This is a genomic window from Spirosoma lacussanchae, from assembly GCF_005870035.1.
Lineage (GTDB): Bacteria > Bacteroidota > Bacteroidia > Cytophagales > Spirosomataceae > Spirosoma > Spirosoma lacussanchae.
On record NZ_SWJG01000006.1, the window covers coordinates 24,414 to 49,165 of the forward strand.

Here is a 24,752-nt window from a genome sequence, read left to right on the forward strand (position 1 = left end):
TAAGCCGTTAACGTGTAGTTTTTACAAACTCAGCCCCGTCGGGCAGGCAGACAACCGATAAATCCGAGGTCTTGCCTTTCCCAGACGGGGCTGAACCTCTGCTAAATCAATGCGTTTCCGGCAATGTGCCAATTCCCCTAAACCAACACCATACAATATTCTCAGCTGCAGGCTGGTTTCCGGCTAGTTAGGTACATCGTCGGCCAAACAGCTAGGGCTGGCTGGGTAGCTCCGGGTCGGGCTCGGTGCCATCGTTGTTTCCCAGCGTGTCGCCATTCCCGAAGTTGCGGCTGCGGTCAGGTTCCATATTAGGGCTACCCGAGGCCATGCCGGACCCGTCGCTTATCGTGGCGGCCTCCTGCTCGTCGGTAGGCGTTGTGGGTACGTGATGGGCATCGCCCGACAGATCGGTCGGGTTATACGCTTCATTCATCATCTCGCTCTGGTCGGGAGTCTGCATAAGACCGCCGGTGTCGGGCGTGTAGGTCTGGGACTGCTCGTTGAGCATGGCGTCCTGATTTACGTTTTCCATGGGTGTTGAGTTTAGTAGTTAACCGCGCGTAAATACCTCCCATAAACGGTTGTAAAGTTTGCGCGAATACGTCCGCACGTCGAGGTGCGACGCATGGATGGTAAACGGCGTAAACCGATGTACCGAGTTAGGCAACGGTTCAATCCGGATGGTTCGGCCCGACGTCCAGCGACCGGCTACCCGACGTACCGAACCCGTGAGTTGAATACCGGCATCGACCAGGGTGGTCGCTACCGTGTCGGGGTACTCTGCCGCAGCCAGTTCCTGCGAAAAACGCTGTAGCTGACTGGCATCGAACCACGACAAAGGAGGCATTTTCAGGTGGTTATCCTGTAGTCCCCGGCGACACAGGAGTCGAACGAGCAGCGAGGAGCGCCCGGCTACCGGTCGTGTCGTCACCTCCAGGTCGAGCACTTCGAGGGGCGCTGTTTCCGAGAGGGTAGTAAGTTCGATGTTCATGAGTGATGAAAATATGACGTTTTATCTCTTAAAACCGGACAAATGCATATGATGTTTACCCATGGGTTAGATGTAGATCATCTTTTTGGTTATACCGCCATCGACCGTAAAGTTTTGTCCGGTAATGAAACTGTTTTCCGGCGCGATCAGGAACAGGATCATGCGGGCAATATCGTCGGCCTGACCTACACGCCCGGCCGGGTGTTGGGCATGGTCTTCGGGCCGCAGATCGTCGGCTTTCGCTTTGGCTTTCTTGCGCAGGTTGGAGACGTCGATCCAGCCGGGGCTGATGGCATTGACCCGGATGTCGGGGCCGAGGCTAACGGCGAGCGAATGGGTCAGCGACAAAATGCCGCCCTTACTGGCCGAGTAGGCAAACGTGTCGGGTTCCGACTGAAAAGCCCGGGTCGAACCGATGTTGATAATACAGCCTTTCTGGGCCGCAATGTAGGGAGCCGTATGCTTGGTACAGAGGAAAGCGCCGGTCAGATTGGTACCGATCACGCGGTTCCACTCGTCGAGGGTTAGCTTATCGATTGGTTTTTCGATCATCTGCGCGGCATTGTTGATCAGCGCATCGATCTGACCAAAGTGACTGATGGTCTGGTCGGCCGCTTTCTTTACGTTGATTTCGCTGGAGACGTCGCAGGAGACGAACAGGATCTGGCTGGTAGAGGCTTTGAACGCTTCGCGGAGTTCGGCAAGTGCGTCAGTGTCAGCTTCCCAGATAGCAACGCGGTAGCCGTGTGTGAGGAGGTATTGGGTCGTTACCCGGCCTATGCCCTGGCCCCCGCCGGTGATGATGGCAGTTTTCATGATTGAGAATAAAGCGTATGAACCGGCAAACTACACGTTAACCGAACACAAGCCATCACCCACGGGTTAACTTAAGCGTATCCTTATCGAACGGGCCAGCTACAGGCCGCCCCCCAATGCTTCAGATTGCGTTCTCTCCGGTGTATCGGCTCCGGTTGCCCGAAGGCCATCGGTTCCCGATGCTCAAGTACGAATTGATTCACGAACAGCTGCTCTACGAAGGCACCTGTACCGAGGCTAATTTCTTCGGCCCCGAGCCCGTTGATAACCGCTGGGTGCTGGGCGTACACACGCCCGACTACGTGCAGGCCCTGCAGTCGCTGACCGTCGACCCGCGCATGGTACGTCGGATTGGATTTCCGCTTACGCCCGAGCTCATCCACCGCGAATGGATCATAACCCAGGGCACCATCGACTGTACCCAGCGGGCGCAGCAGGACGGGGTGGCCATGAACGTGGCGGGCGGAACCCATCATGCCTACCCCGACCGGGGCGAAGGCTTCTGTATGCTCAATGATGTGGGGGTGGCGGCCCATTACCTGCTCGAGACCGGTCAGGCCCGTCAGATTCTGGTGATCGATCTGGACGTTCACCAGGGCAATGGAACGGCGGTGATGTTTCGGCAGGAGCCGCGCGTGTTTACGTTCAGTATGCACGGCAAAGACAACTACCCCCTTCGCAAGGAACAGTCAGATCTGGACATTGAGCTGCCTACGGGTACGGCCGATGAACTGTATCTCAATACGCTCTACGATACCCTGCCCGGCCTACTGAAGCGCGTTCGGCCCGATTTTCTGTTTTTTGTGTCGGGAGTCGACATCCTGGAGTCGGACCGGCTGGGCAAACTGGGGGTAAGCCGGGAGGGGTGCCGACAGCGCGACCGGTTCGTATTCGAGCAGGCGATTCGGCACGGTCTGCCCATCGTAGCATCGATGGGCGGGGGGTATTCGCCCCGCCTGACCGATATTGTCGAAGCGCACTGCAACACCTTCCGCACGGCCAGCGACCTGTTTTTCTAACACCTTACCGAAGCCGGTTCAGGGTATAGCACACCAGCCGGTTGGCCACTTTTTTTGTACCATTGCCCGCGCGCAGGTCGCCGAGGGTGAACTCGTATATATAGCCCGGCACGAGTTTATCGACCGTCAGCGATACGGTTCGGCGGTCGGGCGAGAGCCGGGCGGCTGTAACGGCCACCGGCTGTTTGTCGGTCTCGGGCGAGCCATATTCGCGGTGGTATTTGTAGTAGTAACGGCGGCAGGTGTAGTTGGTCAGGCTGCGGGCCGTGGCGTCGTCGAGGGGCTGGGTGAAGGTCAGGTCGAAGCCGGTGGCGGTCAGGTGCATGGCTGTCAGATCGAGCGGAGTACCGCCTTTGTAGCGGATAACCTGCAGGCCCCGGTCGCCGACCCAGCCGTGGTCTGTCATGCCGAGCCAGAGCGAACCGTCTGGCGAAAACGCCATGCGATTATTGCCAATCTTCAGCCCCGCTTTATCGAAAAACGGGATGCAGGCCCCCTGTAACTGACCGCCAATGGTATCGAACATAACCCGCAGCAGGCGCGAAAAATCCATCTCGCCAATGAACAGCTGGCCCCCAAAGGGACCAAATTTCCCCCGGGTCAGGTCGGGTACGATCTGGGTGGGCGAATGCGCCATACGCTGATGCGGAAACGCAACCACTTCTTTTGTTCGCATACTGTCGAGGGCCTGGACCGAGAGGGTCAGCGGGTCGATGTCGGGAAAGTCTTTTTTCCAGACCAGGCTGGATGGATGACCGTAGAACTTACCGGGCTCAACGTGGTAGAGTTTGCTGGTACCCAGCCAGTCGCCCTGGTTGTCGGTTACGAAGAGTCGCCCGGCCGCGTCGAAGCCAATGCCGTTGGGCGACCGGAAACCAAGGGCGTACGGAATAACCTGCCCGGCGGGCGTCTGTTTCAGTACCCAGCCCCGGTAGGGCACACAGGCGTACATGCGCCCCGGCCGGCCCAGCGGGTCATACGTGCCCCGCACCTCGTCGCGGATACCGGCCCCGTTGGAGGCTGCGTTGAGGCTGATGTAGAGATTGCCCTGTCGGTCGCGCACGGGTCCGAAGGCGTACTCGTGGTAATTGCCCGACATGCCGAACTGGTCGATAACGGTTTCGTACACGTCAGCTACGCCGTCGTTGTTGGTGTCTTTAATCCGGGTCAGCTCGGGCCGATGAACGATCAGCAGTTCGGTATTGCTGACGGCTATGACGCCCAGCGGATCGTGCAGCCCTTCGGCAAATAGTTTCCATTGTTTGGTTTTGGGGTCGTACAGCATCACCTCGCCCCGATGGAAACAAACCGCCAGCCGACCGTCGGGCATGAACGCCAGTCCACCCGTTTCAGCCACCAGACCCGGCGGGGTCGGCACCGTCTCGACGCTGTAGTAATCGGTAATCGTATCGCCCGTAGCCTGCCCGCGCGTTTTGGTGTTTTTGGCCGGTATGGTCACCGTGGTCCGTGCGGACGGCGCTCCGATCCCCACGGACCACTTATTCGAATGGTTTGTTGCTGATGCCAGCGTGGTCCGTGTCCCCACAGACCAGGGTGACCAGAGGAGTAGCCCCGTCGTGGTGGCCAGCGCGGAGAGAAGGTATACGAGAGAAAAGCGCATTACTGGACGGTCATGAAAATGGTGAACTGGCGGGTACCGGCGGGCAGAAGCAGCTGGCCGTTGCGTAAGGCAGCGGTCTTGCCGGTCTGGGTGGCGCGATAGGCCAGGCCCGGTTGCTCGTCGGCCAGGAAGGTGATGGGCTGTTTGGTCTTGTCGATGGAGAACTGCCGGACCAGACCCCGCCCACCGGGGAGCGGTTTAATCAGCTCGCGTACGGTAACCCCGTCAACGACATACTGAAACTCTGGGTATCGGTTGATAAGCCGGTAGCCCCGAAACTGAACTACGGGCGAATGACCAGCTGGTTTGCTCCCGATCCGAAGCGGGAAAACAAGCCCGGCCGGGCTGGGCGCGGGTGCGGCCCCCGGCTTAGTGGTGGTGCTCACGGTAAGACCCGCGGTGGAGGGTCGCCCGGGCGCACTGGCTACGTAATAGATATCCCCGACGAGTTTGGTAAGCTTCTGCCCCTTGCCATCCCACTGGTCGGCATTGTCGACGAAACCGCCCGACCAGGCGTAGCGCAGCTGGCAGATACCGGCGTCGAAGCAGTATGACTGAACGGGTCCACCGGCCAGACCGGGCATGCCGACTGCAATAGCCGCCGGACCACAGTCGGGCATGAACGTGCGATAAACGGCCGGCAGGGTGACCTCGTAGGGGTGGCCCGACGGCTGGTGATGACCGGCATGGACGGCGGTGCTGCCCCGTTTGGGTAGATACGGGTCGGCCTCGGGTGGGGGGAGCCGTTTGGGGTCGCGGGTGCCGTACAGAATGCCGTACATCACGTAGCCGTGACCGGGGTAGGTACAAACGTAGGGGAAGGCGCCCTCATCGACCGTTAGTAACAAGGTATCGGCCCGGCCCGGCTCTACTTCGCGGGTGTGGGCCAGCACCTCCGGCATGTCCGGAACGTAATGGCGACTGGCACCCTCGGCTCCCAGGCGCAGGGCCGCGTCAACCACCCGGACCCGGGCGTTGGGGCGGGTGACAACCAGGTTATGGGCCATGTCGTCGTAATTTTCCAGCACGAGCCGAAGCCGGGTTTTGGGCTTCAGCACCAGCCGGGGCTGATCGTATTGCAGGCCCGCAATGGACTTGAGCGTAATGGTCGTATCGACGGGCTGCTGAGCCAGGGCCGGGCCGATGCCGAGGGTCAGCCATGCCAGCAGAGAAGCCCGTAGCCGGGAAAGAATGAGGTGCATAAACTCGTAACGCATACAGCGCTAAAAGCGGTTCAACGCCTTCTGCCTACTTCTGGTTACTTCGTTCACCCCTGAAATAAATGAGACAGGCGGAGTAGCGCCCTGGCTTACCGGGCGCCCCTGACCTGCATATGAAGGGTGTAGACCGACTCCGACGCGGTGATGAAGAGCATGTCGTTGTTTTTACCGGCGAAGCAGATGTTGCCGACCCAGCCGGCCGGTACCGGAATGGTCATCAGTTTCGAGCGGTCGGGGCCGTATACGGTAACGCCTTTGCCCGTCAGGTACAGATTCCCTTTGTTATCCAGGGTCATGCCATCGGAGCCCTGACTGACGTAGAGCTGTCGGTTTTTGAGCATGCCATCGGCCTGGATGTCGTAGCGGTACGTTTTATTATCGCGGATGTCGGCCACGTAAAGGACTTTCCCGTCGGGCGTGCCTATGATGCCGTTGGGCTGTTTCAGGTCACTGTCTACCAGAATAGCCTGCCGGGCTCCTTTGGGCAGGTAATATACCTTTTCGCCGTCCAGCTCCGGCTTTTTCCGCTCCCAGTAGTCGCGCTGGTAGTAGGGGTCGGTAAAATAAATACCGCCTTTCGGGTCGATCCACAGGTCGTTGGGGCCGTTGAAGCGATGGCCGTTGAAGTCGGCCAGCAGGACCGTAACCGTTTTGTCGGGGCTGATCGACCACAGCTCATTTTTTTCGTCGGCGCAGGTAATCAGGTTTCCCTGCCGGTCGAAGTACATCCCGTTCGAGCGTCCCGTCTTGTCCATGAAGAGGGAAAACGTTCCGTCTGGGTTGTATATCCATATTTTATCATTAGGCTGGTCGGTGAAATAGACCGCCCCAGTCTGGCTAACGGCGGGGCCTTCGGTAAATTTGAACTGGCTCGATAGCTTCTGAAGGGTGGCGTTGGGTGCCACAATGGAGTTGGCTTCGGTCTGGGTCATAGGCGTCGACTGGCTAAATAAAGGCCCTGATGTGGTCAGGGATAATGCTAGTATAAATCCGGGCCAGCGGGAATTGTTCATGGAAGAAAGGGAATTGACGGTTGAAAAAACTTATCGGATTGGCGAATCGCGGTCGTCGGCATACGCTTTGCTGAAGTCGATTCGGTTTACCTGACCAGCTACATAACGGATGCCCTGGAAGATGTGTTTGATGAACAGTTCATCATTCAGGTAATCCGTTTTGGCGTGGCCGAGGGTCGTACACCACGTATACCCGCCGTCGAAATTGTAGTACCAGGCCGACGGATAAAGCTGGGTGTACGAGCCGCCGAAGGTTTTTATTTTTTCGGGTTCGTCCGGTTTCAGCGTGGTCATATCGCTCGCCATAATCACCGTGGGGCCGGGCAACATCTCTTTGGTAAAATAAAACTCATCTTCTTTCTGCCACCGTTTGGGCAATCCCTGCATAGACGGGTGCCGGGTGTCGAGAACCTCGACCGTAAACGGCTGAAACCGCGGATGCCAAGCAAACGTGCCGCCAATCATCCGCTTGAACCAGCTCCAGTTCCGCTCGGTGCCCATCACGGAATGAATACCGACAAAGCCCCCACCGGCTTCGATGTAGCGTCGGAACGTCAGGCGCTGCTGGTCGGTATCGAACACGTCGTTGTTGGTGCTGGCAAAAAGAAGCAGGGTGTACTGCTTCAGATTCGTTTCGGTAAACACGTCGGGCTGGTCAGCGACGTCGACCGCAAACCCGTGTTGCTGGCCGAGTGTCCGGATGCAGGCAACGGCGTTGGGGATGTTATCGTGTACGTATCCCTTGCCGTTTTTGGTGTAAACCAATACCCTGACTTTTTTCCAGGTAACGGACTGGCTCCAGACCGGCCCCAGGCTGAGCACGCCAAGCAGGAAGAGGATGCCGCCTGTTTTACAGATTCGATTCATCGGTGAGATGGGTTGACGAACCTATAAGGAGCGGGGGTAGGGTTATCTACGCGTATAGGGGAGGGCCTGGCTGACGGGAAGCCGAAAAAAGAATGCCGCCCCGTCCGTAACGGTCGTGTCGAGGCCGATCTGTCCGTTCATACTTCGGATAAATTCGCTTGATATCGCTAGCCCCAGGCCGGTGCCGCCGGTGGTTTTGCCATCGGTCCCGGCTCGGCTGGCGCCAGTGAGGCCCGGTGCTTTGAAGTACCGGTCAAATACCCGGCTCTGGTGCTCGGGCCGGATTCCGGTTCCGTAATCCCGAACCCGAACCTCAACAAAGGTATCCACCGTACGGGCTGCGATCTCGATCGAACTCTCCGACGCGCTATGCCGGATGGCGTTCGACAGAAAGTTGATCAGCACCCACGACGCTTTGTCCGGGTCGGCCAGCACGGCAGGCAGTGCGTCGGGCAGCGACACATCCAGCGAAATCTGCTTGTCGTCGGCGGCTACCCGCAGCGCATTCACGGCATACTGAATAATATCGGCTGGGGCTACTGGTTGCAGGTTCAGCTGAATCTGTCCTGATTCGACCTGGGCCATGTTCAGCAGTTCGCCGGTCAGGTTCAGCAGCCGGTCGGCGTCGGCCCGGACGTTGCCGATCAGGTCGCGCTGCTCGTCGTTGAGTGGGCCGATGCGGGTATCGTCCAGCAGCTTCAGGCTCATCTTGATGCTGGATAGCGGGGTTTTCAGTTCGTGAGAAACCGTAGCGATGAAGTTGGTTTTAGCCAGATCGAGCTCTTTGTAGGAGGTAATATTTTCCAGTACAATGACATAGCCGGCCAGCTGCGACTGCTCTTCGCCGGTGCGCGTCACCGAAACGGTGTGGGTACGTTTGTTGAAGTAACTCTCCTTGCCGTTGTCGTAAATCTTTAGCAACGCTGGCCGGTCCGGGTCGGCTGGTTCGGTGGTCGGTTTGGGTACCGGCAGGTCCATGACATCCCGGATCAGCGTACGCATGAGATCGTTCGAGGTGGCTACGTCGGGGGCGTAGCGGCCTTTCAACTGCTCTTCGGTCAGGCCCAGCAGACGGCAGGCAACGGGGTTGGTAAACAGGATACGCCGGTTTTCGTCGAGACCAATAATACCTTCGTTCATGGTCTGGATGAGCGTATCGATACGTCGTTTTTCGAACAGCACCCGCGCCAGGTTCGAGTGTTCGTATTCGTCCAGCTTATGCGCCATCGAGTTGAACGACCGGGCCAGTTCGCCAAACTCATCGCTGGATTTGAAATGGAGCCGTTCTTCAAAATTACGGCTGGCAATCTGCCGGATACCGTGCGTCAGCTCGCGCAGGGGGTTGGCAATGTAGCCGGGGAAGTTGATGATGAACGAAAAAACGATCAGGAAGCAAAACGTCCCTACGGCTGCCATCCAGAGCAGGGCATCTTTGGCCGTTTGCTTCGCGATTTCATTCTTGCGCACGATGGCCTGCCGGTTCACCTCATCGACCCGGAACAGAGCCTGCTCCATCCGCCGGATCACATCGGTACTGGTGGGGTTGTGCCGGAGCCGGTCATACTCACGGCGTAACGCATTCGTTGGCGACTGTTCACCGGCTTCGGTTACGTTGGCTTCCTGTAGGCGCAGGCTCATCTCAAACTCTTTCAGCGCGTTGGCGGGCTGGGCGGTTCGTTCGCTGGCGGGTACGCTGGCCTGCTCCCGAAGATCGGCCAGCGCCCGCTGCATATCGCCTACGTATTCGAGCGAGATGTAGTTGTCTTGCAGGATAGCCTGCGAATCATCAGACAGCTGGTTGAGGTAATAAGCTCCCAACCCGCCCATGAGCAGGATAATCGCGAACAGGAACGCCAGCGCAGCGGATATTTTGGCTTTTATGGTCATGCTCGTTTCAGGACAGGATAACCAGATCGGTGTCGGATTCGGACAGTTTGTTCAGTAACTGGTTAAACACAAAGGTGCGCAAAATGATCTGCGTCAGGCTGAAATGGGGCTTGCCGATGCAGACGGTGGTAACCTGTCGTTTTTCAACTTCGGTCATGATGCAGTTGACAACGTTGGTGCCTTTGGCCTGGATAACTTCGGCCCCCAGCTCGGTTGCCAGTTTCAGGTTGTTGATGAGGTGCCGTTGCCGATCGAGCCGGATACGGTCGGGGGCTTCGGCGGGCGTCTGCACGTAGAGCACGTACCAGCGCGACTGGTAGTAACTGGCGAGTCGGGCCGTTTTGCGGATCACCCGCCGGGCGGTATCAGGGTTGCTGCTGATGCTGGCCAACAGCCGTTCGGTCCGGATCGTGCCGTTCAGCGGCTGGGATAGTTCAATTTTTCGTTCTACCGCCGATGCCACTTCGCGCAGGGCCAGTTCACGCAGTTGCAGAATCCGGTCGGGCTGAAAAAAATTAGCCAGGGCCATCTGTACTTTGGCCGGGTCGTAAATTTTGCCTTCGCGGAGTCGGGCTATCAGCTCATCGGCGGTCAGGTCGATGTTCACCACCTCATCGGCGAGCTGTACCACCCGGTCCGGCACGCGCTCCGTTACGTCGATGCCGGTAATGGCCCGTACTTCGTCGTATAAACTTTCGATATGCTGGATATTGACCGCGCTGATGACGTTGATGCCGGCGTCGAGGATGTCGAGTACGTCCTGCCAGCGCTTCTCATTCTTCGAGCCGGGAATGTTGGTATGTGCCAGCTCGTCGACGATTACCAGTTCGGGATGGGCGTTCAGGATGGCCTGCACATCCATTTCGTCGAGCGCGCGTCCTTTATAAAACAGGCTCCGCCGACCAATAACGGGTAAACCCACAACCAGCGCGGCCGTCTCGGCCCGGTTGTGGGTTTCGATGAACCCGATGCGGGCGTCGACGCCGTTGCGCCGGAGAGCATGCGCGTCTTGCAACATCCGGTACGACTTGCCGACGCCCGCGCTCATGCCAATGTAGATCTTGAACTTACCCCGCCTTGATGCGCGGATCAGGTTCAGAAAACGTTCGGCAGTCTGATCGTTCGGGTTCATGATTGTGGTTAAAACGAAACGGCTAAACTGGTGGTCAGGGATGCATTGCTACGGCCTGTACCGCTCTGCGTAGCGAAGATAGACGTCTGGCTGTTGTACAGCTTACCTTCGATCCGGAACAGAGCCGTGGGCAGGATGGCATAATCATACCCCAGCGAATACCCCCAGGTCCGGAAATCGGGTGTGCCGATGATAACGCCGTTCCGGTCGTCGTAATACTCGACCCGTCCGTTCAGGTAACTCGTGGCGGAGGTTTTCAGCCGGGCAATCATAACCGGCGAATACCAGATATAAGCGCCCTTTCCCACGCGCTGGCCGCTGTCGGTTACTGGCTTTCGGTCGGCCCCGATGTCGAAGCCCAGAATCAGGCCTACTCTGCCGGCAGGGTTGATGATGGCGTACAGGTTGTTGAAGAAACGCCCCTGACGGAGTGAGTCGGGTCGGTCTGATCCCAGAAAACTACTCCAGTTCAGCGTCAGCCGGGACGAGGGCCGGAACTGTACCTGCGTACTGAACGAAGGCCCCGTATACCCCTCCACTTTTTTGATCCGCTGCCACCCATTCAGGGCGGAGCCCAGCAGGGTCCATTTCCCGTTCGGGCTGGTGTAGGTCAGTTTGGCACCCGCGAGGTAGTAAGGCGAATTTTCGGCTAGAATGCTCCGCGTCAGGGTCCAGCAGTCTTTGGAGATGGCACTTTCGAAGCCGATATGCGACGAAAATAGGCCCGCGTCGAGCCAGAGATCCCGTTGGCGCGATAGTTTAACCCCGGCGTTGGCCTCAAAGATCGGTTTTACCAGCCCCTGTTCGGCCGCGTAGTTGTACTGTCCGTAGGTGCCGACCTGAAGCGCCAGATTGCCCCGTACCCGATCGGTGGCGTAGGCCAGTCGGGCATAGGCCAGGTTGATATTCAGCTCCCGGTTTCGCTTGTGGTTGTAGAGAAAGCCGGGCCGTTCCTGGCTGGTTTTGGGCGCGGTGAAATCGTGGGTGTAATACGCTTCGACGTAGCCGGTGAGGGTGATGTCCGTACTATCGGGCGTTTGGGCCAGGGCTGGGAACGAAGCAGCCAGCAGCAGGGTGGCTGATAAGATACAGTTCATGAAGAATGGTTTTGTTGGACGGGGCATGCTAGTTCAGCTGGTCGAGGGCTACGTTCAGTTTCAGTACGTTAACCGTTTCGGGTCCAAACAGGCCAAGCAGTGGTTTTTCAGTATACTCGCCAACGAGTTGGGTCAGCCGATCGGCGGGTAGCTTCCGAGTCCGCGCAATACGGGCTACCTGGATGGTGGCAGCGGCTGGCGACAGGTGTGGGTCGAGGCCCGATCCCGATGCCGTGACCAGCTCGGCCGGGATGTCGGCCCGCCTAACCCCGGGGTTGTGAACCAGAAACGTATCGATGCGGGCCTGAACAGTCTTCAGATAATCAGGGTTGCCTGGCCCTTTGTTAGACCCCCCCGACCCGGCCGCGTTGTAGTCAACGGCCGACGGGCGCGAGTTGAAATACCGGTCTTCGGTAAACGATTGACCAATGTTGGCGTATCCGACAACCTTGCCGTTTACCGATACGGTTTCGGCATTTCCTCCGCCGGGGGCCAGTTTGGCCACGCCCGCAACAACGAGCGGGTAAATAACGGATACAAGAACCAGCAGGACCAGCGAAAGTCGGATAGCGGGTGACAGGTGTTTGTTCATGGGATTGATGCCGGTTTTACCCGGCTGTTTATTGGTGAGCGCCGGGCCGGATACCCGACGCTGGGTGAATCAGACGAAAAGCCCTACAATCAGATCGAGCAGTTTGATGCCGACGAAGGGGGCTACCAGACCGCCAAATCCGTAAATGAAGAGGTTCCGGCGCAGCAGCGCACTGGCCCCGATCGGCTTGTAGGCCACGCCCCGTAAAGCCAGCGGAATCAGTACCGGAATGATGATGGCGTTGAAGATCACCGCCGATAGAATGGCCGACTCCGGCGAGTGGAGCTGCATCAGGTTCATGCGTTGCAGCGCCGGTATGCTCGCAACGAACAGCGCGGGAACGATAGCGAAGTATTTGGCTACGTCGTTGGCGATGCTGAAGGTGGTTAGCGTGCCCCGGGTGATCAGCAGCTGCTTTCCGATTTCAACTACCTCAATCAGCTTGGTGGGATCGTTGTCGAGGTCGACCATGTTACCCGCTTCTTTGGCAGCCTGCGTTCCCGAGTTCATCGCCACACCCACGTCGGCCTGGGCCAGGGCGGGCGCGTCGTTGGTGCCGTCGCCCATCATGGCTACGAGTTTGCCGCCGGTCTGTTCATGGCGTATGTACTGCATCTTGTCTTCCGGCTTGGCTTCGGCAATGAAATCGTCGACGCCTGCTTTCTGCGCAATGAATCGGGCCGTGAGGGGGTTATCGCCGGTTACCATAACGGTCTTGACGCCCATCTTGCGGAGCCGGTCAAACCGTTCGGCAATACCTGGCTTGATGATATCCTGCAATTCGATGACGCCCATGACCCGCTCATTTTCGGTCACGACGAGGGGGGTGCCACCATTGGCTGCAATATCCCTGGCTTTGTCGGCCGTTTCGGTCGGGAACCGCTGACCGGCTTTCTCGACCAGTGCCCGAATAGAGTCAACGGCTCCTTTTCGGATACGAAGTACATCCGTTGCGCTGCCTTTCCCCGGTTGCGGCAGGTCGATACCCGACGAGCGCGTTTCGGCGGTAAACTTGATCAGGGTGGCGCCGGTTGTACTAAGCGAGCGGGTCACGTCAGTACCGGCCAGCTCGACAATCGACTTGCCTTCGGGCGTTTCGTCGGCCAGCGAACTCAGCGCCGACGCCCGGATCATGTCGGCCTGGTTCACCCCCGGTGCGGCATAAAAGTGAGTGGCTTTCCGGTTGCCGATGGTGATGGTGCCGGTCTTGTCGAGCAGCAGCGTGTCGATATCCCCCGCTGTTTCTACGGCCCGACCCGACTTGGCAATGACGTTGGCACGCAGGGCCCGGTCCATACCCGCAATTCCGATGGCCGACAGTAACCCCCCAATGGTGGTCGGAATCAGGCAGACGAAGAGCGAAATCAGGGCTGCAATGGTAATGGGCGTATTGGCAAAAACGGCAAAGGGCTGCAGCGTAACGCAGACGATGATGAACACCAGCGTAAAACCCGCCAGCAGGATGGTGAGCGCAATTTCGTTGGGCGTTTTCTGCCGTGAGGCTCCTTCAACCAGCGCAATCATCTTGTCGAGAAACGACTCGCCCGGCTGGGTCGTCACGATGACCTTGATCCGATCGGAGAGCACTTTGGTACCTCCCGTCACGGACGATTTGTCGCCACCGGCTTCGCGGATCACCGGCGCCGACTCGCCCGTAATGGCTGATTCGTCGATGGTAGCCAGCCCTTCGATAATGTCGCCGTCAGACGGGATGATGTCGCCCGGCTCGCAGAGAAACACATCGCCTTTGCGGAGCTGAGCCGACGAGATCGTTTCTACTTCGTCCAGCCGATAGGCGCCCACCGGCCGGATCACCTTGGCGGGCGTTTCCTGGCGGGTTTTGCGGAGCGATTCAGCCTGCGCTTTGCCCCGTGCTTCGGCAATGGCTTCGGCAAAGTTGGCGAACAGGATGGTCAGCAGCAGCACGGCGGTAATAACGACATTGTAGGCCAGTGAGCCCTGAGTTGTATCGCCCGAGAGCGCAATATAGATCGTGACGGCCAGCATCACGAAGGTGCCAATTTCGACCGTAAACATAACCGGGTTCTTGATCAGGAGCGCCGGGTTTAGTTTAACGAACGATTCTTTTAGGGCAGTTCCCACCAGTTCACGCTGGAACAGGGATGGGGAAGCTTGTTTTGCCATTTTTGTTAACTTTGATAAAACGACATGTAACTATGACAGTTGAGCAGACTTCGGTTGAAAGCATCTTCCACGAAATGGGTTATGCTTCCAGTACGGATTACGCCATCAAAAAGGCCAGAGAGGAACTATTGCGGGAACTTAAGGTCAGCCTTGGTCGTATTGACGCATTCGAGAAAAAGTACGAAATGACGTATGCTGAATTTGATAAGCAGTTTCATTCGCTTACCCAGTTCAGCCTGTTCGAGCGCGACGACGACAGCATGGACTGGCGGGCAGAGCTTACGGTGCTGCGGAGCATTGAAAAGCGGTTGGCCACATTGACACTATGATTCATGATTTGCAGCCTTTTGCCCGTTTTATCACAGAGGCTTCTTCCCTTAAACCTGTTTACAGGCCAGGTATTATGCAGATTCGAGGGCGCCTTACCCTGATCGATCAGTCCGTTGTTCATATTCGTGAGAATCATGTGTTAGCTACTGGCTGGATCGACTACGCCTACCAGTGGCAGACTGCCAACCATACTCTTATCGTTCGTTGGGACAATGCCCATGATATGCCTGGGATTGATACGTCGCCCTACCACCAGCATGTAAATACGGAAGAAAACGTGCTCCCCTCGGAACCGATGACGCTCGAAAAAGTCCTTGCTTTCATTGCCGTACAAGGGTCAGCGTAGGGAGAAAAATTCGGCCAGCGGACCCAGCGCCAGGGCTGGGAAGAACGCCAGGGCTGCAATGATGGCAATGACGGCAAACGTCATCAGTCCAAACGTGCCGGTATCGGTCGGGAGGGTACCGGCGCTTTCGGGGACGTACTTCTTCTGCGCCAGCAGCCCGGCAATAGCCAGCGGCCCGATGATCGGCAAAAACCGCCCCAGAATCAGCACAAAGCCCGTCGATACGTTCCAGAACACGTTGTTGTCGCCCAGTCCTTCAAAGCCCGAGCCGTTGTTGGCGGCCGATGAGGTGAACTCGTAAAGCATCTCCGAAAAACCATGAAAACCGGGGTTGTTGAGCCAGTTGGCGGGCTTAACGGCCCAGTCGGCATCGGGGCTGTTGACCAGCACATACGACGACAGAGCCGTACCCGCCAGGATCAGAAACGGGTGCAGGATGGCGATCAGTGAGGCAATCTTCATCTCGCGGGCTTCGACCTTTCGGCCGAAAAATTCGGGGGTTCGCCCAACCATCAGCCCGGAGATAAATACCGCTACGATCAGGAAGATGTAGTAGTTTAGAAAGCCTACTCCGCAGCCCCCGTAGAACGCGTTGGTCATCATACCCAGCAGCTGCATAGCGCCCGACAAAGGCATGGCCGAATCGTGCATACTGTTGACCGAGCCCGTCGAGATAATCGTCGTTACGATACTCCAGTAGGCCGAAGCCAGCGGGCCGAAACGAACTTCTTTACCTTCCATGGCGCCGGTCGGCTGGGCAATGCCCAGCTGCGTCAGGGCCGGACTTCCGTTCAACTCCGACCAGATAGTCGGCAGCAGTAACAGCAGCATGCCGGCGGTCATCACCCCAAACACGATCCAGGCGAACTTGCGCCGGTTGATGTAAAAGCCCAGGGCAAACACCAGGGCAATCGGGATCAGTACCTGCGTAATCATCTCGACCATGTTGGTCAGATAATTAGGGTTCTCCAATGGGTGGGCCGAGTTCACACCGAACCAGCCGCCCCCGTTGGTGCCCAGGTGTTTGATGGCAATCATGCCGGCGGCTGGTCCGCGCGAAACGCCTACAGTATCGCCCTGCATGGTAACGATCGTGTCTTTACCGGCAAAACTGGCCGGCGTACCGTTGAAGACCAGCACCAGCGCCACTACGAGCGAAATGGGGAGCAGCAGGCGAGTAATCGACCGAACAAAAAAGAAGTAGAAGTTTCCCGATCGGTCGGTTGTCTGCGGCAGAAAATGCCGGAAAATCAGCACCAGCGCGGCAATGCCTGTTGCCGCCGAAACAAATTGTAGAAAGGTGATCACCCCCAGCTGCGTCAGATACGTCAGCCCCGACTCGCCCGAGTAATGTTGCAGATTGCAGTTGACGAGAAAGCTGATGGCTGTATTGAACGCCAGATCGGGCGACATGGAGGGGTTTCCGTCGGGGTTGAGCGGGAGGGAACCCTGCGTGAACAGCAGGACAAACGCCAGTACAAACCAGACCAGATTGATGGTCAGCAGGGCCACCAGATTTTCTTTCCAGTGCATGTCGCGGGTGTCGTCGATACCGCCGATCCGGTAGATCAGCCGTTCGACGGGCGCCATAAAATCGAAAGCGTTTGGCTCATTGGCAAATACGCGGGCGAGGTACTTGCCTAGTGGAATCGCCAGCAGGACGGTCAGGCCGTACGTGACGACCACGCCTAATAGTTCAGTTGTCATTGATTAACGTATAAGTCGGAACCCGAGGCTGATTCAGAACCGTTCGGGCCGGATGAGCACATACAGCATGTAGGCAAAAGCCAGGAGTGAAATGATAAACAGGATCGTCAGCATGATCGTGTGTGTGTGTGAAGGCGCAAGCACCCGGCTAGCCAGCCGTTGCGCCTGTTTTAGCCAGTGAATGGCGGTTGTTGGTGGTACAGTTAGATTCGTTCGAACCATTCGATGGTTTTGTAGAATACGGCGAAGCAGAGCAGGGCCGAAACAAGCAGCAGCAGAACAGTAGCCATTGGATTGATTAGGTTGGTTATTGATGCCCCTGTGCCAAGAAGTAGACCAAACTGGATGTTAAAAAAGAATGTAGACTGTAATTGGCTATAAGAAAGAAGGTTATGGTGATGACACGGACCGGAAAGCGGTGAATCAAAAAAGCCGACCTTACCATTTTGGTAGGGTCGGCTTTTCAATTTGGTAATGTCGGTGCCCGTTGCGTATGCCCGGGTGGTTTGCTTACCGAAGCTCGAAGATAACGGCCGATTTGCCGGCTACAGACAGCGGCTGGCTTAGTGCCTGCGTTTGGCCGGTCAGTACGTTTCGGGCGGTTGTATAACCGGCCAGCACTTCGCCATACCGGGCGGTATCGAGTGTGCTGGTTTCCGGGGTCTTGTTCATCACCACCAGCACTTTCTGCGAGTTGGTGTAGCGGACGTATACGTAGAGGCCATCGCGGGCCGCGAAGTGCTTGAGCTGACCGGTCTGTACAGCCTCGTTGGTACGACGCCAGCGCAGGAGTTTTCGCAGAAACTCCCGGGCCGTTGTCTGCTGCTCAGTCAGCCCCTGGCCGGTAAACGCGCTGGCGGTATGATCGGGCCAGCCCCCCGGCATTTCACCCCGGATTTCGTCGTGCCGGTCGCTCTTCGGGTTGGTCATCAGGACTTCGGTGCCGTAAAACAGCTGCGGAATGCCGCGGGTGGTCAACAGATGGATCATCCCCATCTGCCACAGCGCAAAATCCTCATGAATCTGCGTGTAAAACCGGCTTATGTCATGGTTATCCGGAAACGTAACCAGGTTCTGGGGGCGCTCGTACAGAAAATCCTGCGCGAGGGTCTGGTAGAGCTTGACCAGCCCCCGGTTGTACTGCCGGTCGTCTTCGTTGAGGGCTTCTACCAGGGCATTCTGGAGCGGAAAATCAAACATGCCGGGCATGTAGGAAACGTACCCATTGCGGTTCTGCTTTCCTTTTTGCCAGAAAGCCACAATCGCCGGGTTCAGCGACCATTCTTCGCCGACCATATTCAGGTTGGGGTACTCCTGCATGAGCCGTTTCGACCACTGCGCCATGAAATCCTTGTCGGGATACGGATAGGTATCCATCCGGATGCCGTGCAGGTCGGCGTATTCGACCCACCAGATCGTGTTCTGGATCAGATAGGTAGCCAGCAGTGGATTGCGCTGGTTGAGATCGGGCATGGTCGGTACAAACCAGCCGTCGGCGTGCAGGCGCCGGTCGTAGTCAGACGCGTAAGGGTCCTGGATGCTTTCGCGGGCGTGGTGGGTAATCCGGGGATTTTTCGGTTCGTTCAGCCAGTCGTCGGTAGGCAGGTCGTTCATCCACCAGTGCGCCGAGCCGCAGTGGTTCATGATCAGGTCGATAATGAGTTTGATACCCCGCTGGTTAGCGGCCTGGGAGAGGGCAAGGTAGTCAGTGTTGCTGCCGAAGCGAGGGTCGATCCGGTAAAAATCTGTGCTGGCATAGCCGTGATACGACCCGGAAGGCATATTGTTCTCCACCAGTGGGTTGACCCACAGGGCCGTGATGCCCATATCCTGGAGGTAGTCGAGGTGGTTGATGATACCCTGAATGTCGCCCCCGTGGCGCGTATCCCGGCCGGTGCGGCTGGCTTTGTCGGCCAGATTCGCTACGTTGTCGTTGGCCGGATTTCCGTTGGCGAAGCGATCGGGGGTGATCAGGTACATGACGTCGGCGGCCGTATACCCCTGCCGCTGCGCCGAGTTGGCTTTCCGGGCTTTCAGCTCATAAACAACCGTTTGTGCCGGCCGACCATTTCTGAGGAATTGGATCGGGAACGTACCGGGTTTGGCGCCGGGCCCAATAACCAGGTCTATGAAGAGGTAGTTGGGGCTTTTGACCCGGCTGACCTTCGTTATCGTTACCCCCGGATACGACAGGCGGGGCTGCGTATCGCCAATATTTTTTTCGTGAATCAGTACCTGCAGGTGCGGGTCTTTCAGGCCGACCCACCAGAATGCAGGTTCAACGCGCTGCCCAAAAAGCAGGGTAACGGGGAGGAGGGCTAGCAGGGCAGCCAGCAGAACGAATCGGGACATAGGTAAAAAGACGAGATAGGTTGAAGGCAAAGATAGAGAGGTAGCCAGAAAGGTTGGCCGACGCACCCGGCTCGGCAGGGGTTAGTACAACACGGGGTTCAGCGCCGTATCGATCACCTGGCCTACTGTTGCACCCGGACACCAGGTGTGCCAGTCGTTTTCCTGATTGCGGTTGGCAGGTTGTTTCAGCCGCATGTTTTTATCCATGTAGATGACCGTCATAACCTTACGGGTCTGGTTGGTCTGGTTGGCCCCGGCCCGGTGAAATACCCAGCCCGAGTGAAAACTGACTTCGCCCAGGTCAAACGGTTCGATCACATGCTTAAAATCCGTAACCCGCAGCTTTTCGGCAATCAGCGTTTCGCTGTCGTCGCTGATTTTGAGGTCGCGGCCTTCCACAATTCGGTGGCTTCCGGCGCTGAACTCGAGCGGACCCAGCGGGAGTGGCGTTTCCTGCAGGGGAATCCAGGCCGTGATGGTTTTGTCGGTGCTCAGCGGCCAGTAATACTGATCGGCATGCCAGGGCGTGATGCCCCCACCGCCTTCTTTGAACAGAGCCTGGTCATGATAGATCCGGACGCCCGTTACCTGCATCAGATCCGCGGCCAGTTTGGCCAGTCGTTTACTGAACACGAACGTTCGGATGGCTTCGTTTTCGCGCCAGAGGTTGAACAGCTGCAAAAACGCCTTGCCATAGGTGTCGCGTTCGGTCAGCTGGGTCGTGACGGTGTTCATGTGGGCAACCTGCCGGGTAATAACCTCGTTGTAGTGGGCCAGCGTATCGGCATCGAAGACGTGCTTTAGCTTGATGAACTGGTTGGTCTGGTAAAAATCGATCTGGTCGGGCGTGAGTTCGTAAGGGGTATCCAGGCGTGTCATGGCCGTTGCTGATTGGGTTTATTAGGTTGGGCAGTCGAGAGTGTGTGTGGTGTCGACTGATGCCACAAAGTTCTGCCGCGAAGCCGTCATCCTGGATAACCTATTTATCCGGGTATTTTTCCGATATTACCATCAGATTGATTTTTGTGCGTGTACAAAGGTAAAATAGGCAATGAAACCTGAGCTGGAAGCCGGTATTACTACGAAGGGCCTGGCTTCGTTCAGGGCGTTTCGGCTGAACCAGCCCGTGTTCCGGTCCCACTGGCATTACCATCCTGAACTGGAGCTTGTGTTTTTTGCCCGTGGCAAAGGCATGCGATTTATTGGCGACGATATCGCCCTGTACGACGAAGGCGATCTGTTCCTGATTGGCGAGAACCTGCCCCATACGTTCGTGAGCTACGAAGACGAAGCCGTGCCGCTGGTCGAAGCCCTCGTCATTCAGTTTCCGCGGTCTTTGTTCGACGGGTTCGTCGAGTGTGCTCCGCTGCAGGACTTGTTCGACGCGGCCCGGCGTGGCCTCGCCTTTGCCCGACCTGGTTCCGACCTGATAACCACCATCCGGCAGATCATCCTGCATCCGGGCCTGCCTGCGCTGGCTGGCCTCTTCGCCCTGCTCAACCAGCTCCAGCAGCTACCTGCCCGGGAACCGATCCTGTTGCAGACCTATCAGCGACACGCGGCTCTGACCGACGCGTCGACCCGCATCCGCACCGCCATCGATTACGTGAACGCCCACTATCAGCGGCCGATTCCGCTGGCCGAACTGGCGGGAGTCTGTCATTTTGCACCCAATGCCTTTTGCCGGTGGTTCAAACAGCACATGGGCGTAACGTTTGTCGACTACCTCAATAAAGTGCGTCTGACCCACGTATGTCAGTTGCTGGTTGCCACCGACCTGCCGGTGGGCCAGATAGCCGCCCAAACGGGTTTCGACAACATCAGCACCCTCAACCGACTTTTTCAGCGTAGACTCCACACCGCGCCGGGCCGTTACCGGGCGCAGCACCGTATCTGAACGGGGGTTGACTTCAGCCGTCCAGCCCGTATTCGGCCAGTTTTCGATAGAGGGTTGTCAGGCCAATGCCCAGCAGCCGGGCCGACTCGGTTTTGTTGCCGCCGGTATGCCGCAGTACCCGCCGAATGTGCTGCTGCTCGAGGGTAGCGAGGTCAATAATGGCGTTGGGATCGGTAACGGCCGGGCCGTCCTGCATCTCGTACGGAAGCAAATCCGGGGTTAGTTCGGCGGTGTCGGCCAGGATGACGGCCCGTTCGATGAGGTTCTTCAGCTCACGAATGTTGCCTTTCCAGGGGTGCTGCTGCAGTTTCTGGACAAAAGCCGGGCTGAGCCGGAGATCACGGCGGCCAATTTTCAGCGCATCCTGCCGGGCAAAGAGTTCGGCCAGCGCGGGAATGTCGTCGCGCCGGTCGCGCAGGGGCGGGAGTTCGATGCTGAAGACCGATAGCCGGTAGTACAGATCGAGCCGGAACCGCCCGGCGTTGGCTTCCTGCTCCAGACTTCGGTTGGTAGCCGCTACAACGCGCACATCGGTTCGGGTGGGTCTGGTATCGCCCACGCGCAGAAACTCGTGGGTTTCGAGCACCCGCAGCAGTTTAGCCTGCAGGTCGAGTGGCATCTCGCCGATCTCATCGAGAAAAATAGTGCCTTTGTCCGCTTCGGCAAACAGCCCTTTCTGGTCGCGGCTGGCCCCGGTGAAGGCGCCCGCCCGGTGGCCGAAGAGTTCGCTTTCGAGGATGTCTTTTCCCAGGGCTCCACAGTTGATGGCCACAAACGGCCCGTTTCGGCGGGGGCTTCCCTGGTGAATGGCCTGCGCAAAAACTTCTTTGCCCGTACCGGTTTCGCCGGTGAGCAGCACGGTAGTATCGGTAACGGCCACCTTACGGGCCAGTTCTACCGCCTGCCGGAGCGGCCTGGAATGACCCACAATGGTATCGAACCCATGTCGGCGGCTCATCTGCTCTTCCAGCTGGCGGATGCGAAACTGCAGGTTCGCTTTCTCTACGGCCCGGCTAACGAGCGGAATGATCTTGTCGTTATCGTCGCCCTTGGTAATGTAATCGAATGCACCGTTTTTTATGGCCGCAACGCCATCCTGAATGGTGCCGTAGGCGGTCAGGACTATGATTTCGGTGGCCGGGTAAAGCTGCTTGATCTGGCGGGTCAGCTCGATGCCGTTCCGGTCGGGCAGCTTGACATCGCTGATGACGAGCTGAACCGTTTCGCGCTCGAGGGTTTTTAGCCCGGCCCGGGCGGTGTCGGCTTCCAGAACGGTATAGTCTTCCAGCTGTAATATCCGGGCCAGCAGCTGGCGCAGCCGGGGTTCGTCATCAATGAGGAGAATCGTGGCGGGCATAGAGTGCGTACGCTGAGTGACTGATCGGGCTGCAAAGTACGGATGAAACGCGGATGGCAAATGTACCGCTCTACCCCCCGCGACCGGCTACACACCCGAAAAAGCACGTTACCAGGGTGAAATGCGAAGTCACACTAAAAAAATATTAATTCGCCAACAAGCCATACTTTCCGGAGTTAACCCCCTATGCAACCCCAATCGACCTCATCCCGTAATAAAGTCGACTCCCGGATTACCTCCCCGGTCGAGTCGCCCGACTTTTACCAGCTCGATGATCTGCTGACAGCCGAACACAAGCTGGTTCGGTCAGCCGTTCGCGACTTTGTCCGGCGCGAGATATGCCCCATCGTTGAGGACTATGCGCAGCGGGCCGAATTTCCGGTTCATCTGGTGCAGAAGTTTGGGCAGATCGGTGCGTTCGGACCCACCATTCCTACCGAGTACGGCGGGGGTGGACTGGATCAGATCAGCTATGGCCTCATGACGCAGGAAATTGAACGGGGCGATTCGGGCTGCCGCTCCTGCGTATCGGTGCAGAGTTCGCTGGTTATGTACCCGATCTGGGCGTTTGGCTCCGACAAGCAGCGGCAGAAATTTCTGCCCCGGCTGGCCACGGGCGAACTGCTCGGCTGCTTCGGCCTCACGGAACCGAACCACGGCTCTAACCCCGGCGGCATGGAGTCGAACTTCATCGAACGCAGCGACTACTACCTGCTCAACGGCTCGAAGCTCTGGATCACCAACGCGCCCATTGCCGACATCGCCATCGTATGGGCCAAGAATGACCAGGGCAAGATCCGGGCGCTGCTGGTCGAGCGCGGCATGGAAGGCTTCTCGACCCCCGAGATTCATAATAAATGGTCGCTGCGGGCCAGTACCACCGGCGAACTGGTTTTTCAGGATGTGAAGGTGCCGAAAGAAAACATGCTGCCCGACGCGTTTGGGCTGAAGAGCGCGCTGAAATGCCTCGATCAGGCCCGCTACGGCATCAGCTGGGGTGCGCTGGGCGCGGCTATGGAGTGTTACGAAGTGGCCCGTCGCTACGCCCTCGAACGGATTCAGTTCAGCAAGCCGATCGCCAGCTTTCAGCTGGTGCAGAAGAAGCTGGCCGAAATGCTAACCGACATCACCCAGGCGCAGCTCCTCTGCTGGCGGCTGGGTATGCTGAAAAACGAAGACCGAGCCACCACCGCCCAGATCTCTCTGGCCAAGCGTAATAACGTGGAAATGGCCCTGCGGATAGCCCGCGAAGCCCGGCAGATTTTGGGTGGTATGGGCATAACGGGCGAGTTTCCAGTCATGCGCCACCTGATGAACCTGGAGTCGGTCAGCACCTACGAAGGAACCCACGATATTCACCTGCTCATCCTGGGCGCTGACATCACCGGCATTCCGGCCTATAAATAAGCAGAGAATAGAACAGATAAAACCGCAAAAAGACCCGTCATAGCACGGGTCTTTTTGCGGTCAGGCCGGGTCAGGCGCTGCGTAAGTAACCAGGTCAATGCCGATGCCGTTGGGATCGACGATGGCAAAGTGCCGGTCGCCCCAGGGTTCGTTGCGGATATCGATGGCGATGGGCAGACCCAGCGCGACTATACGTTCGTATTCAGCGTCTACATCCTCGTATTCGAGGGTGAGGTAAACGCCCTGTCCCTCGAACGCCGGCTGGAATAGCGGCTGTTGCGAGGGATGATGGGGGCGCAGAAAGCTCAGCTCGGCCTGCTGGTTCGGCGTATGGAGCAGCAGGTAAAAGTCGTTCTCAAACGTTACGCCAAAATGCAGCACGCGGGTATAAAAGTCGCGGGTTTCGGCCAGCTTCTCGGTGATCACTCCGGCGTTCAGTTTCATAGGCCAGGACTATTGTCAACAAGGGTATGCAGGAGTTCGCAGGTCAGCCGAATCGTGGAGAAGCGGCCTTCGGCAGCGACAAACGTGCCGCTGCCCTGCAGGCCGGTCAGCTCGTCGGTGCCGCTGCCGGGTACGATGGTGAGTGTGCCCCGGGCCACGCCGTCTTCGTAGGTGCCGGTACCCTGCATCACGAAGCTACCCCGATGACCGTCGAGGCTGCCGATGAAACGCTCGAGGCTGACGAAGCTGCAGGAGGTCTGGCTCCGGTACATCATCAGGTACTGTTCCCAGCTTTCGCCTTCCAGGTCACCCGTCACGGTGTTGGTCACGCCAGAGCGGGTCAGGGTAGGGGCGTCAGTCAGTTCATCGTAGGGAGTTTCCGTCCAGCTTCTGACCGTACGCCGGGCTGTCAGGTGAAGAAGTGAACGCGTCAGGGAAGAGACAAACATCGGGTTGGGCTGCATAAACGCATGCTTTAGGATGAGATGATACCCTAAAGATCGGCTGGTCTG

24 protein-coding genes are annotated in these 24,752 nt (G+C 57.8%); 5 read left to right on the forward strand and 19 right to left on the reverse strand.

Annotated features, from left to right (window positions below):
- Positions 1-211: 211 nt before the first annotated feature.
- From FBR45_RS19520 to FBR45_RS19530, 3 genes are all read right to left on the reverse strand, one after another.
- Positions 212-532 carry a hypothetical protein gene (locus tag FBR45_RS19520; RefSeq protein ID WP_138505420.1) on the reverse strand — a complete coding sequence of 107 codons (321 nt, stop codon included), beginning with the start codon at positions 530-532 and terminating at the stop codon, positions 212-214.
- 18 nt (positions 533-550) lie between these two features.
- Positions 551-991, reverse strand: a complete 441-nt coding sequence (locus tag FBR45_RS19525) for a hypothetical protein (protein WP_138505422.1) — start codon at positions 989-991, stop codon at positions 551-553.
- Positions 992-1,057: 66 nt separating this feature from the next.
- On the reverse strand, positions 1,058-1,807 hold the full coding sequence (locus FBR45_RS19530) for an SDR family oxidoreductase (RefSeq protein ID WP_138505424.1): 750 nt from the start codon (positions 1,805-1,807) through the stop codon (positions 1,058-1,060).
- Between the two features lie 116 nt (positions 1,808-1,923).
- Here FBR45_RS19530 and FBR45_RS19535 point away from each other — a divergent pair, with 116 nt between their 5' ends.
- On the forward strand, positions 1,924-2,826 hold the full coding sequence (locus FBR45_RS19535) for a histone deacetylase family protein (protein WP_138505425.1): 903 nt from the start codon (positions 1,924-1,926) through the stop codon (positions 2,824-2,826).
- 4 nt (positions 2,827-2,830) lie between these two features.
- On the opposite strand, the gene FBR45_RS19540 is transcribed toward FBR45_RS19535, so the two are convergent.
- The 9 genes from FBR45_RS19540 to kdpB form a co-directional block, all read right to left on the reverse strand.
- The gene (locus FBR45_RS19540) at positions 2,831-4,447 is read right to left on the reverse strand and encodes a DUF7133 domain-containing protein (RefSeq protein ID WP_246082314.1); all 1,617 of its coding nucleotides are present in this window, start codon (positions 4,445-4,447) and stop codon (positions 2,831-2,833) included.
- Positions 4,447-5,664 (reverse strand): cupredoxin domain-containing protein, encoded by a 1,218-nt coding sequence (locus FBR45_RS19545; RefSeq protein WP_246082315.1) that lies wholly within the window; start codon positions 5,662-5,664, stop codon positions 4,447-4,449. The genes FBR45_RS19540 and FBR45_RS19545 overlap by 1 nt, the downstream gene beginning before the upstream one ends.
- 92 nt (positions 5,665-5,756) lie before the next feature.
- Complete coding sequence (locus FBR45_RS19550; RefSeq protein WP_246082316.1) at positions 5,757-6,599, reverse strand: SMP-30/gluconolactonase/LRE family protein; 843 nt, start codon at positions 6,597-6,599, stop codon at positions 5,757-5,759.
- 111 nt (positions 6,600-6,710) lie between these two features.
- Complete coding sequence (locus tag FBR45_RS19555) at positions 6,711-7,547, reverse strand: ThuA domain-containing protein (protein ID WP_138505430.1); 837 nt, start codon at positions 7,545-7,547, stop codon at positions 6,711-6,713.
- A 42-nt stretch (positions 7,548-7,589) separates the two neighbouring features.
- Positions 7,590-9,434, reverse strand: a complete 1,845-nt coding sequence (locus FBR45_RS19560; RefSeq protein WP_138505432.1) for a sensor histidine kinase — start codon at positions 9,432-9,434, stop codon at positions 7,590-7,592.
- A 7-nt stretch (positions 9,435-9,441) separates the two neighbouring features.
- Positions 9,442-10,566 carry a sensor protein KdpD gene (locus tag FBR45_RS19565; RefSeq protein ID WP_138505434.1) on the reverse strand — a complete coding sequence of 375 codons (1,125 nt, stop codon included), beginning with the start codon at positions 10,564-10,566 and terminating at the stop codon, positions 9,442-9,444.
- A gap of 8 nt (positions 10,567-10,574) precedes the next feature.
- A complete protein-coding gene (locus FBR45_RS19570; protein WP_138505436.1) occupies positions 10,575-11,663 on the reverse strand; it encodes a porin in 1,089 nt (362 codons plus the stop codon).
- Between the two features lie 28 nt (positions 11,664-11,691).
- Positions 11,692-12,255 carry a K(+)-transporting ATPase subunit C gene (locus FBR45_RS19575; protein ID WP_138505438.1) on the reverse strand — a complete coding sequence of 188 codons (564 nt, stop codon included), beginning with the start codon at positions 12,253-12,255 and terminating at the stop codon, positions 11,692-11,694.
- 69 nt (positions 12,256-12,324) lie between these two features.
- A complete protein-coding gene (gene kdpB / locus FBR45_RS19580) occupies positions 12,325-14,400 on the reverse strand; it encodes a potassium-transporting ATPase subunit KdpB (RefSeq protein ID WP_138505440.1) in 2,076 nt (691 codons plus the stop codon).
- A 32-nt stretch (positions 14,401-14,432) separates the two neighbouring features.
- Here kdpB and FBR45_RS19585 point away from each other — a divergent pair, with 32 nt between their 5' ends.
- Together FBR45_RS19585 and FBR45_RS19590 are read left to right on the forward strand one after the other, a co-directional pair.
- On the forward strand, positions 14,433-14,729 hold the full coding sequence (locus FBR45_RS19585) for a hypothetical protein (protein ID WP_138505442.1): 297 nt from the start codon (positions 14,433-14,435) through the stop codon (positions 14,727-14,729).
- Entirely contained in the window at positions 14,726-15,076 is a 351-nt protein-coding gene (locus FBR45_RS19590) for a toxin-antitoxin system TumE family protein (RefSeq protein WP_138505444.1), read from the forward strand. The genes FBR45_RS19585 and FBR45_RS19590 overlap by 4 nt, the downstream gene beginning before the upstream one ends.
- Here FBR45_RS19590 and kdpA read toward each other — a convergent pair.
- The 4 genes from kdpA to FBR45_RS19610 all read right to left on the reverse strand — a co-directional run bounded on the left by kdpA (position 15,068) and on the right by FBR45_RS19610 (position 20,014).
- A complete protein-coding gene (gene kdpA, locus FBR45_RS19595) occupies positions 15,068-16,783 on the reverse strand; it encodes a potassium-transporting ATPase subunit KdpA (RefSeq protein ID WP_138505445.1) in 1,716 nt (571 codons plus the stop codon). The genes FBR45_RS19590 and kdpA overlap by 9 nt on opposite strands.
- A gap of 33 nt (positions 16,784-16,816) precedes the next feature.
- Positions 16,817-17,005 carry a potassium-transporting ATPase subunit F gene (locus FBR45_RS26670; RefSeq protein WP_246082317.1) on the reverse strand — a complete coding sequence of 63 codons (189 nt, stop codon included), beginning with the start codon at positions 17,003-17,005 and terminating at the stop codon, positions 16,817-16,819.
- A 288-nt stretch (positions 17,006-17,293) separates the two neighbouring features.
- Positions 17,294-19,135 carry a glycoside hydrolase family 13 protein gene (locus FBR45_RS19605; protein WP_138505447.1) on the reverse strand — a complete coding sequence of 614 codons (1,842 nt, stop codon included), beginning with the start codon at positions 19,133-19,135 and terminating at the stop codon, positions 17,294-17,296.
- An 81-nt stretch (positions 19,136-19,216) separates the two neighbouring features.
- Positions 19,217-20,014 (reverse strand): phytanoyl-CoA dioxygenase family protein, encoded by a 798-nt coding sequence (locus FBR45_RS19610; RefSeq protein ID WP_138505450.1) that lies wholly within the window; start codon positions 20,012-20,014, stop codon positions 19,217-19,219.
- A gap of 172 nt (positions 20,015-20,186) precedes the next feature.
- Here FBR45_RS19610 and FBR45_RS19615 point away from each other — a divergent pair, with 172 nt between their 5' ends.
- Entirely contained in the window at positions 20,187-21,032 is an 846-nt protein-coding gene (locus FBR45_RS19615; protein WP_138505452.1) for a helix-turn-helix domain-containing protein, read from the forward strand.
- Positions 21,033-21,045: 13 nt separating this feature from the next.
- Here FBR45_RS19615 and FBR45_RS19620 read toward each other — a convergent pair whose 3' ends face one another.
- Positions 21,046-22,389, reverse strand: a complete 1,344-nt coding sequence (locus FBR45_RS19620; protein ID WP_138505454.1) for a sigma-54-dependent transcriptional regulator — start codon at positions 22,387-22,389, stop codon at positions 21,046-21,048.
- A 186-nt stretch (positions 22,390-22,575) separates the two neighbouring features.
- On the opposite strand from FBR45_RS19620, the gene FBR45_RS19625 reads away from it, so the two are divergent.
- A complete protein-coding gene (locus FBR45_RS19625) occupies positions 22,576-23,796 on the forward strand; it encodes an acyl-CoA dehydrogenase family protein (RefSeq protein ID WP_138505456.1) in 1,221 nt (406 codons plus the stop codon).
- A gap of 60 nt (positions 23,797-23,856) precedes the next feature.
- On the opposite strand, the gene FBR45_RS19630 is transcribed toward FBR45_RS19625, so the two are convergent.
- A complete protein-coding gene (locus tag FBR45_RS19630; protein ID WP_138505458.1) occupies positions 23,857-24,240 on the reverse strand; it encodes a VOC family protein in 384 nt (127 codons plus the stop codon).
- Positions 24,237-24,704 carry a DUF3224 domain-containing protein gene (locus FBR45_RS19635; protein ID WP_138505460.1) on the reverse strand — a complete coding sequence of 156 codons (468 nt, stop codon included), beginning with the start codon at positions 24,702-24,704 and terminating at the stop codon, positions 24,237-24,239. Before FBR45_RS19635 ends, FBR45_RS19630 begins: the two co-directional genes overlap by 4 nt.
- Between the last annotated feature and the right edge of the window lie 48 nt (positions 24,705-24,752).

What these genes read in the sequence shown, in the direction of transcription:
- FBR45_RS19555 (WP_138505430.1), bottom strand. Translation starts at nt 7,547, where the DNA reads ATGAATCGAATCTGTAAAACAGGCGGCATCCTCTTCCTGCTTGGCGTG.
- FBR45_RS19635 (WP_138505460.1), bottom strand. Translation starts at nt 24,704, where the DNA reads ATGCAGCCCAACCCGATGTTTGTCTCTTCCCTGACGCGTTCACTTCTT.
- FBR45_RS19620 (WP_138505454.1), bottom strand. Translation starts at nt 22,389, where the DNA reads ATGCCCGCCACGATTCTCCTCATTGATGACGAACCCCGGCTGCGCCAG.
- FBR45_RS19570 (WP_138505436.1), bottom strand. Translation starts at nt 11,663, where the DNA reads ATGAACTGTATCTTATCAGCCACCCTGCTGCTGGCTGCTTCGTTCCCA.
- FBR45_RS19545 (WP_246082315.1), bottom strand. Translation starts at nt 5,664, where the DNA reads ATGCGTTACGAGTTTATGCACCTCATTCTTTCCCGGCTACGGGCTTCT.
- FBR45_RS19540 (WP_246082314.1), bottom strand. Translation starts at nt 4,447, where the DNA reads ATGCGCTTTTCTCTCGTATACCTTCTCTCCGCGCTGGCCACCACGACG.
- FBR45_RS19560 (WP_138505432.1), bottom strand. Translation starts at nt 9,434, where the DNA reads ATGACCATAAAAGCCAAAATATCCGCTGCGCTGGCGTTCCTGTTCGCG.
- FBR45_RS19520 (WP_138505420.1), bottom strand. Translation starts at nt 532, where the DNA reads ATGGAAAACGTAAATCAGGACGCCATGCTCAACGAGCAGTCCCAGACC.
- FBR45_RS19565 (WP_138505434.1), bottom strand. Translation starts at nt 10,566, where the DNA reads ATGAACCCGAACGATCAGACTGCCGAACGTTTTCTGAACCTGATCCGC.
- FBR45_RS26670 (WP_246082317.1), bottom strand. Translation starts at nt 17,005, where the DNA reads ATGGTTCGAACGAATCTAACTGTACCACCAACAACCGCCATTCACTGG.
- FBR45_RS19625 (WP_138505456.1), top strand. Translation starts at nt 22,576, where the DNA reads ATGCAACCCCAATCGACCTCATCCCGTAATAAAGTCGACTCCCGGATT.
- FBR45_RS19575 (WP_138505438.1), bottom strand. Translation starts at nt 12,255, where the DNA reads ATGAACAAACACCTGTCACCCGCTATCCGACTTTCGCTGGTCCTGCTG.
- FBR45_RS19610 (WP_138505450.1), bottom strand. Translation starts at nt 20,014, where the DNA reads ATGACACGCCTGGATACCCCTTACGAACTCACGCCCGACCAGATCGAT.
- FBR45_RS19585 (WP_138505442.1), top strand. Translation starts at nt 14,433, where the DNA reads ATGACAGTTGAGCAGACTTCGGTTGAAAGCATCTTCCACGAAATGGGT.
- FBR45_RS19530 (WP_138505424.1), bottom strand. Translation starts at nt 1,807, where the DNA reads ATGAAAACTGCCATCATCACCGGCGGGGGCCAGGGCATAGGCCGGGTA.
- FBR45_RS19535 (WP_138505425.1), top strand. Translation starts at nt 1,924, where the DNA reads ATGCTTCAGATTGCGTTCTCTCCGGTGTATCGGCTCCGGTTGCCCGAA.
- FBR45_RS19525 (WP_138505422.1), bottom strand. Translation starts at nt 991, where the DNA reads ATGAACATCGAACTTACTACCCTCTCGGAAACAGCGCCCCTCGAAGTG.
- FBR45_RS19630 (WP_138505458.1), bottom strand. Translation starts at nt 24,240, where the DNA reads ATGAAACTGAACGCCGGAGTGATCACCGAGAAGCTGGCCGAAACCCGC.
- FBR45_RS19550 (WP_246082316.1), bottom strand. Translation starts at nt 6,599, where the DNA reads ATGACCCAGACCGAAGCCAACTCCATTGTGGCACCCAACGCCACCCTT.
- kdpB (WP_138505440.1), bottom strand. Translation starts at nt 14,400, where the DNA reads ATGGCAAAACAAGCTTCCCCATCCCTGTTCCAGCGTGAACTGGTGGGA.
- FBR45_RS19590 (WP_138505444.1), top strand. Translation starts at nt 14,726, where the DNA reads ATGATTCATGATTTGCAGCCTTTTGCCCGTTTTATCACAGAGGCTTCT.
- FBR45_RS19615 (WP_138505452.1), top strand. Translation starts at nt 20,187, where the DNA reads ATGAAACCTGAGCTGGAAGCCGGTATTACTACGAAGGGCCTGGCTTCG.
- kdpA (WP_138505445.1), bottom strand. Translation starts at nt 16,783, where the DNA reads ATGACAACTGAACTATTAGGCGTGGTCGTCACGTACGGCCTGACCGTC.
- FBR45_RS19605 (WP_138505447.1), bottom strand. Translation starts at nt 19,135, where the DNA reads ATGTCCCGATTCGTTCTGCTGGCTGCCCTGCTAGCCCTCCTCCCCGTT.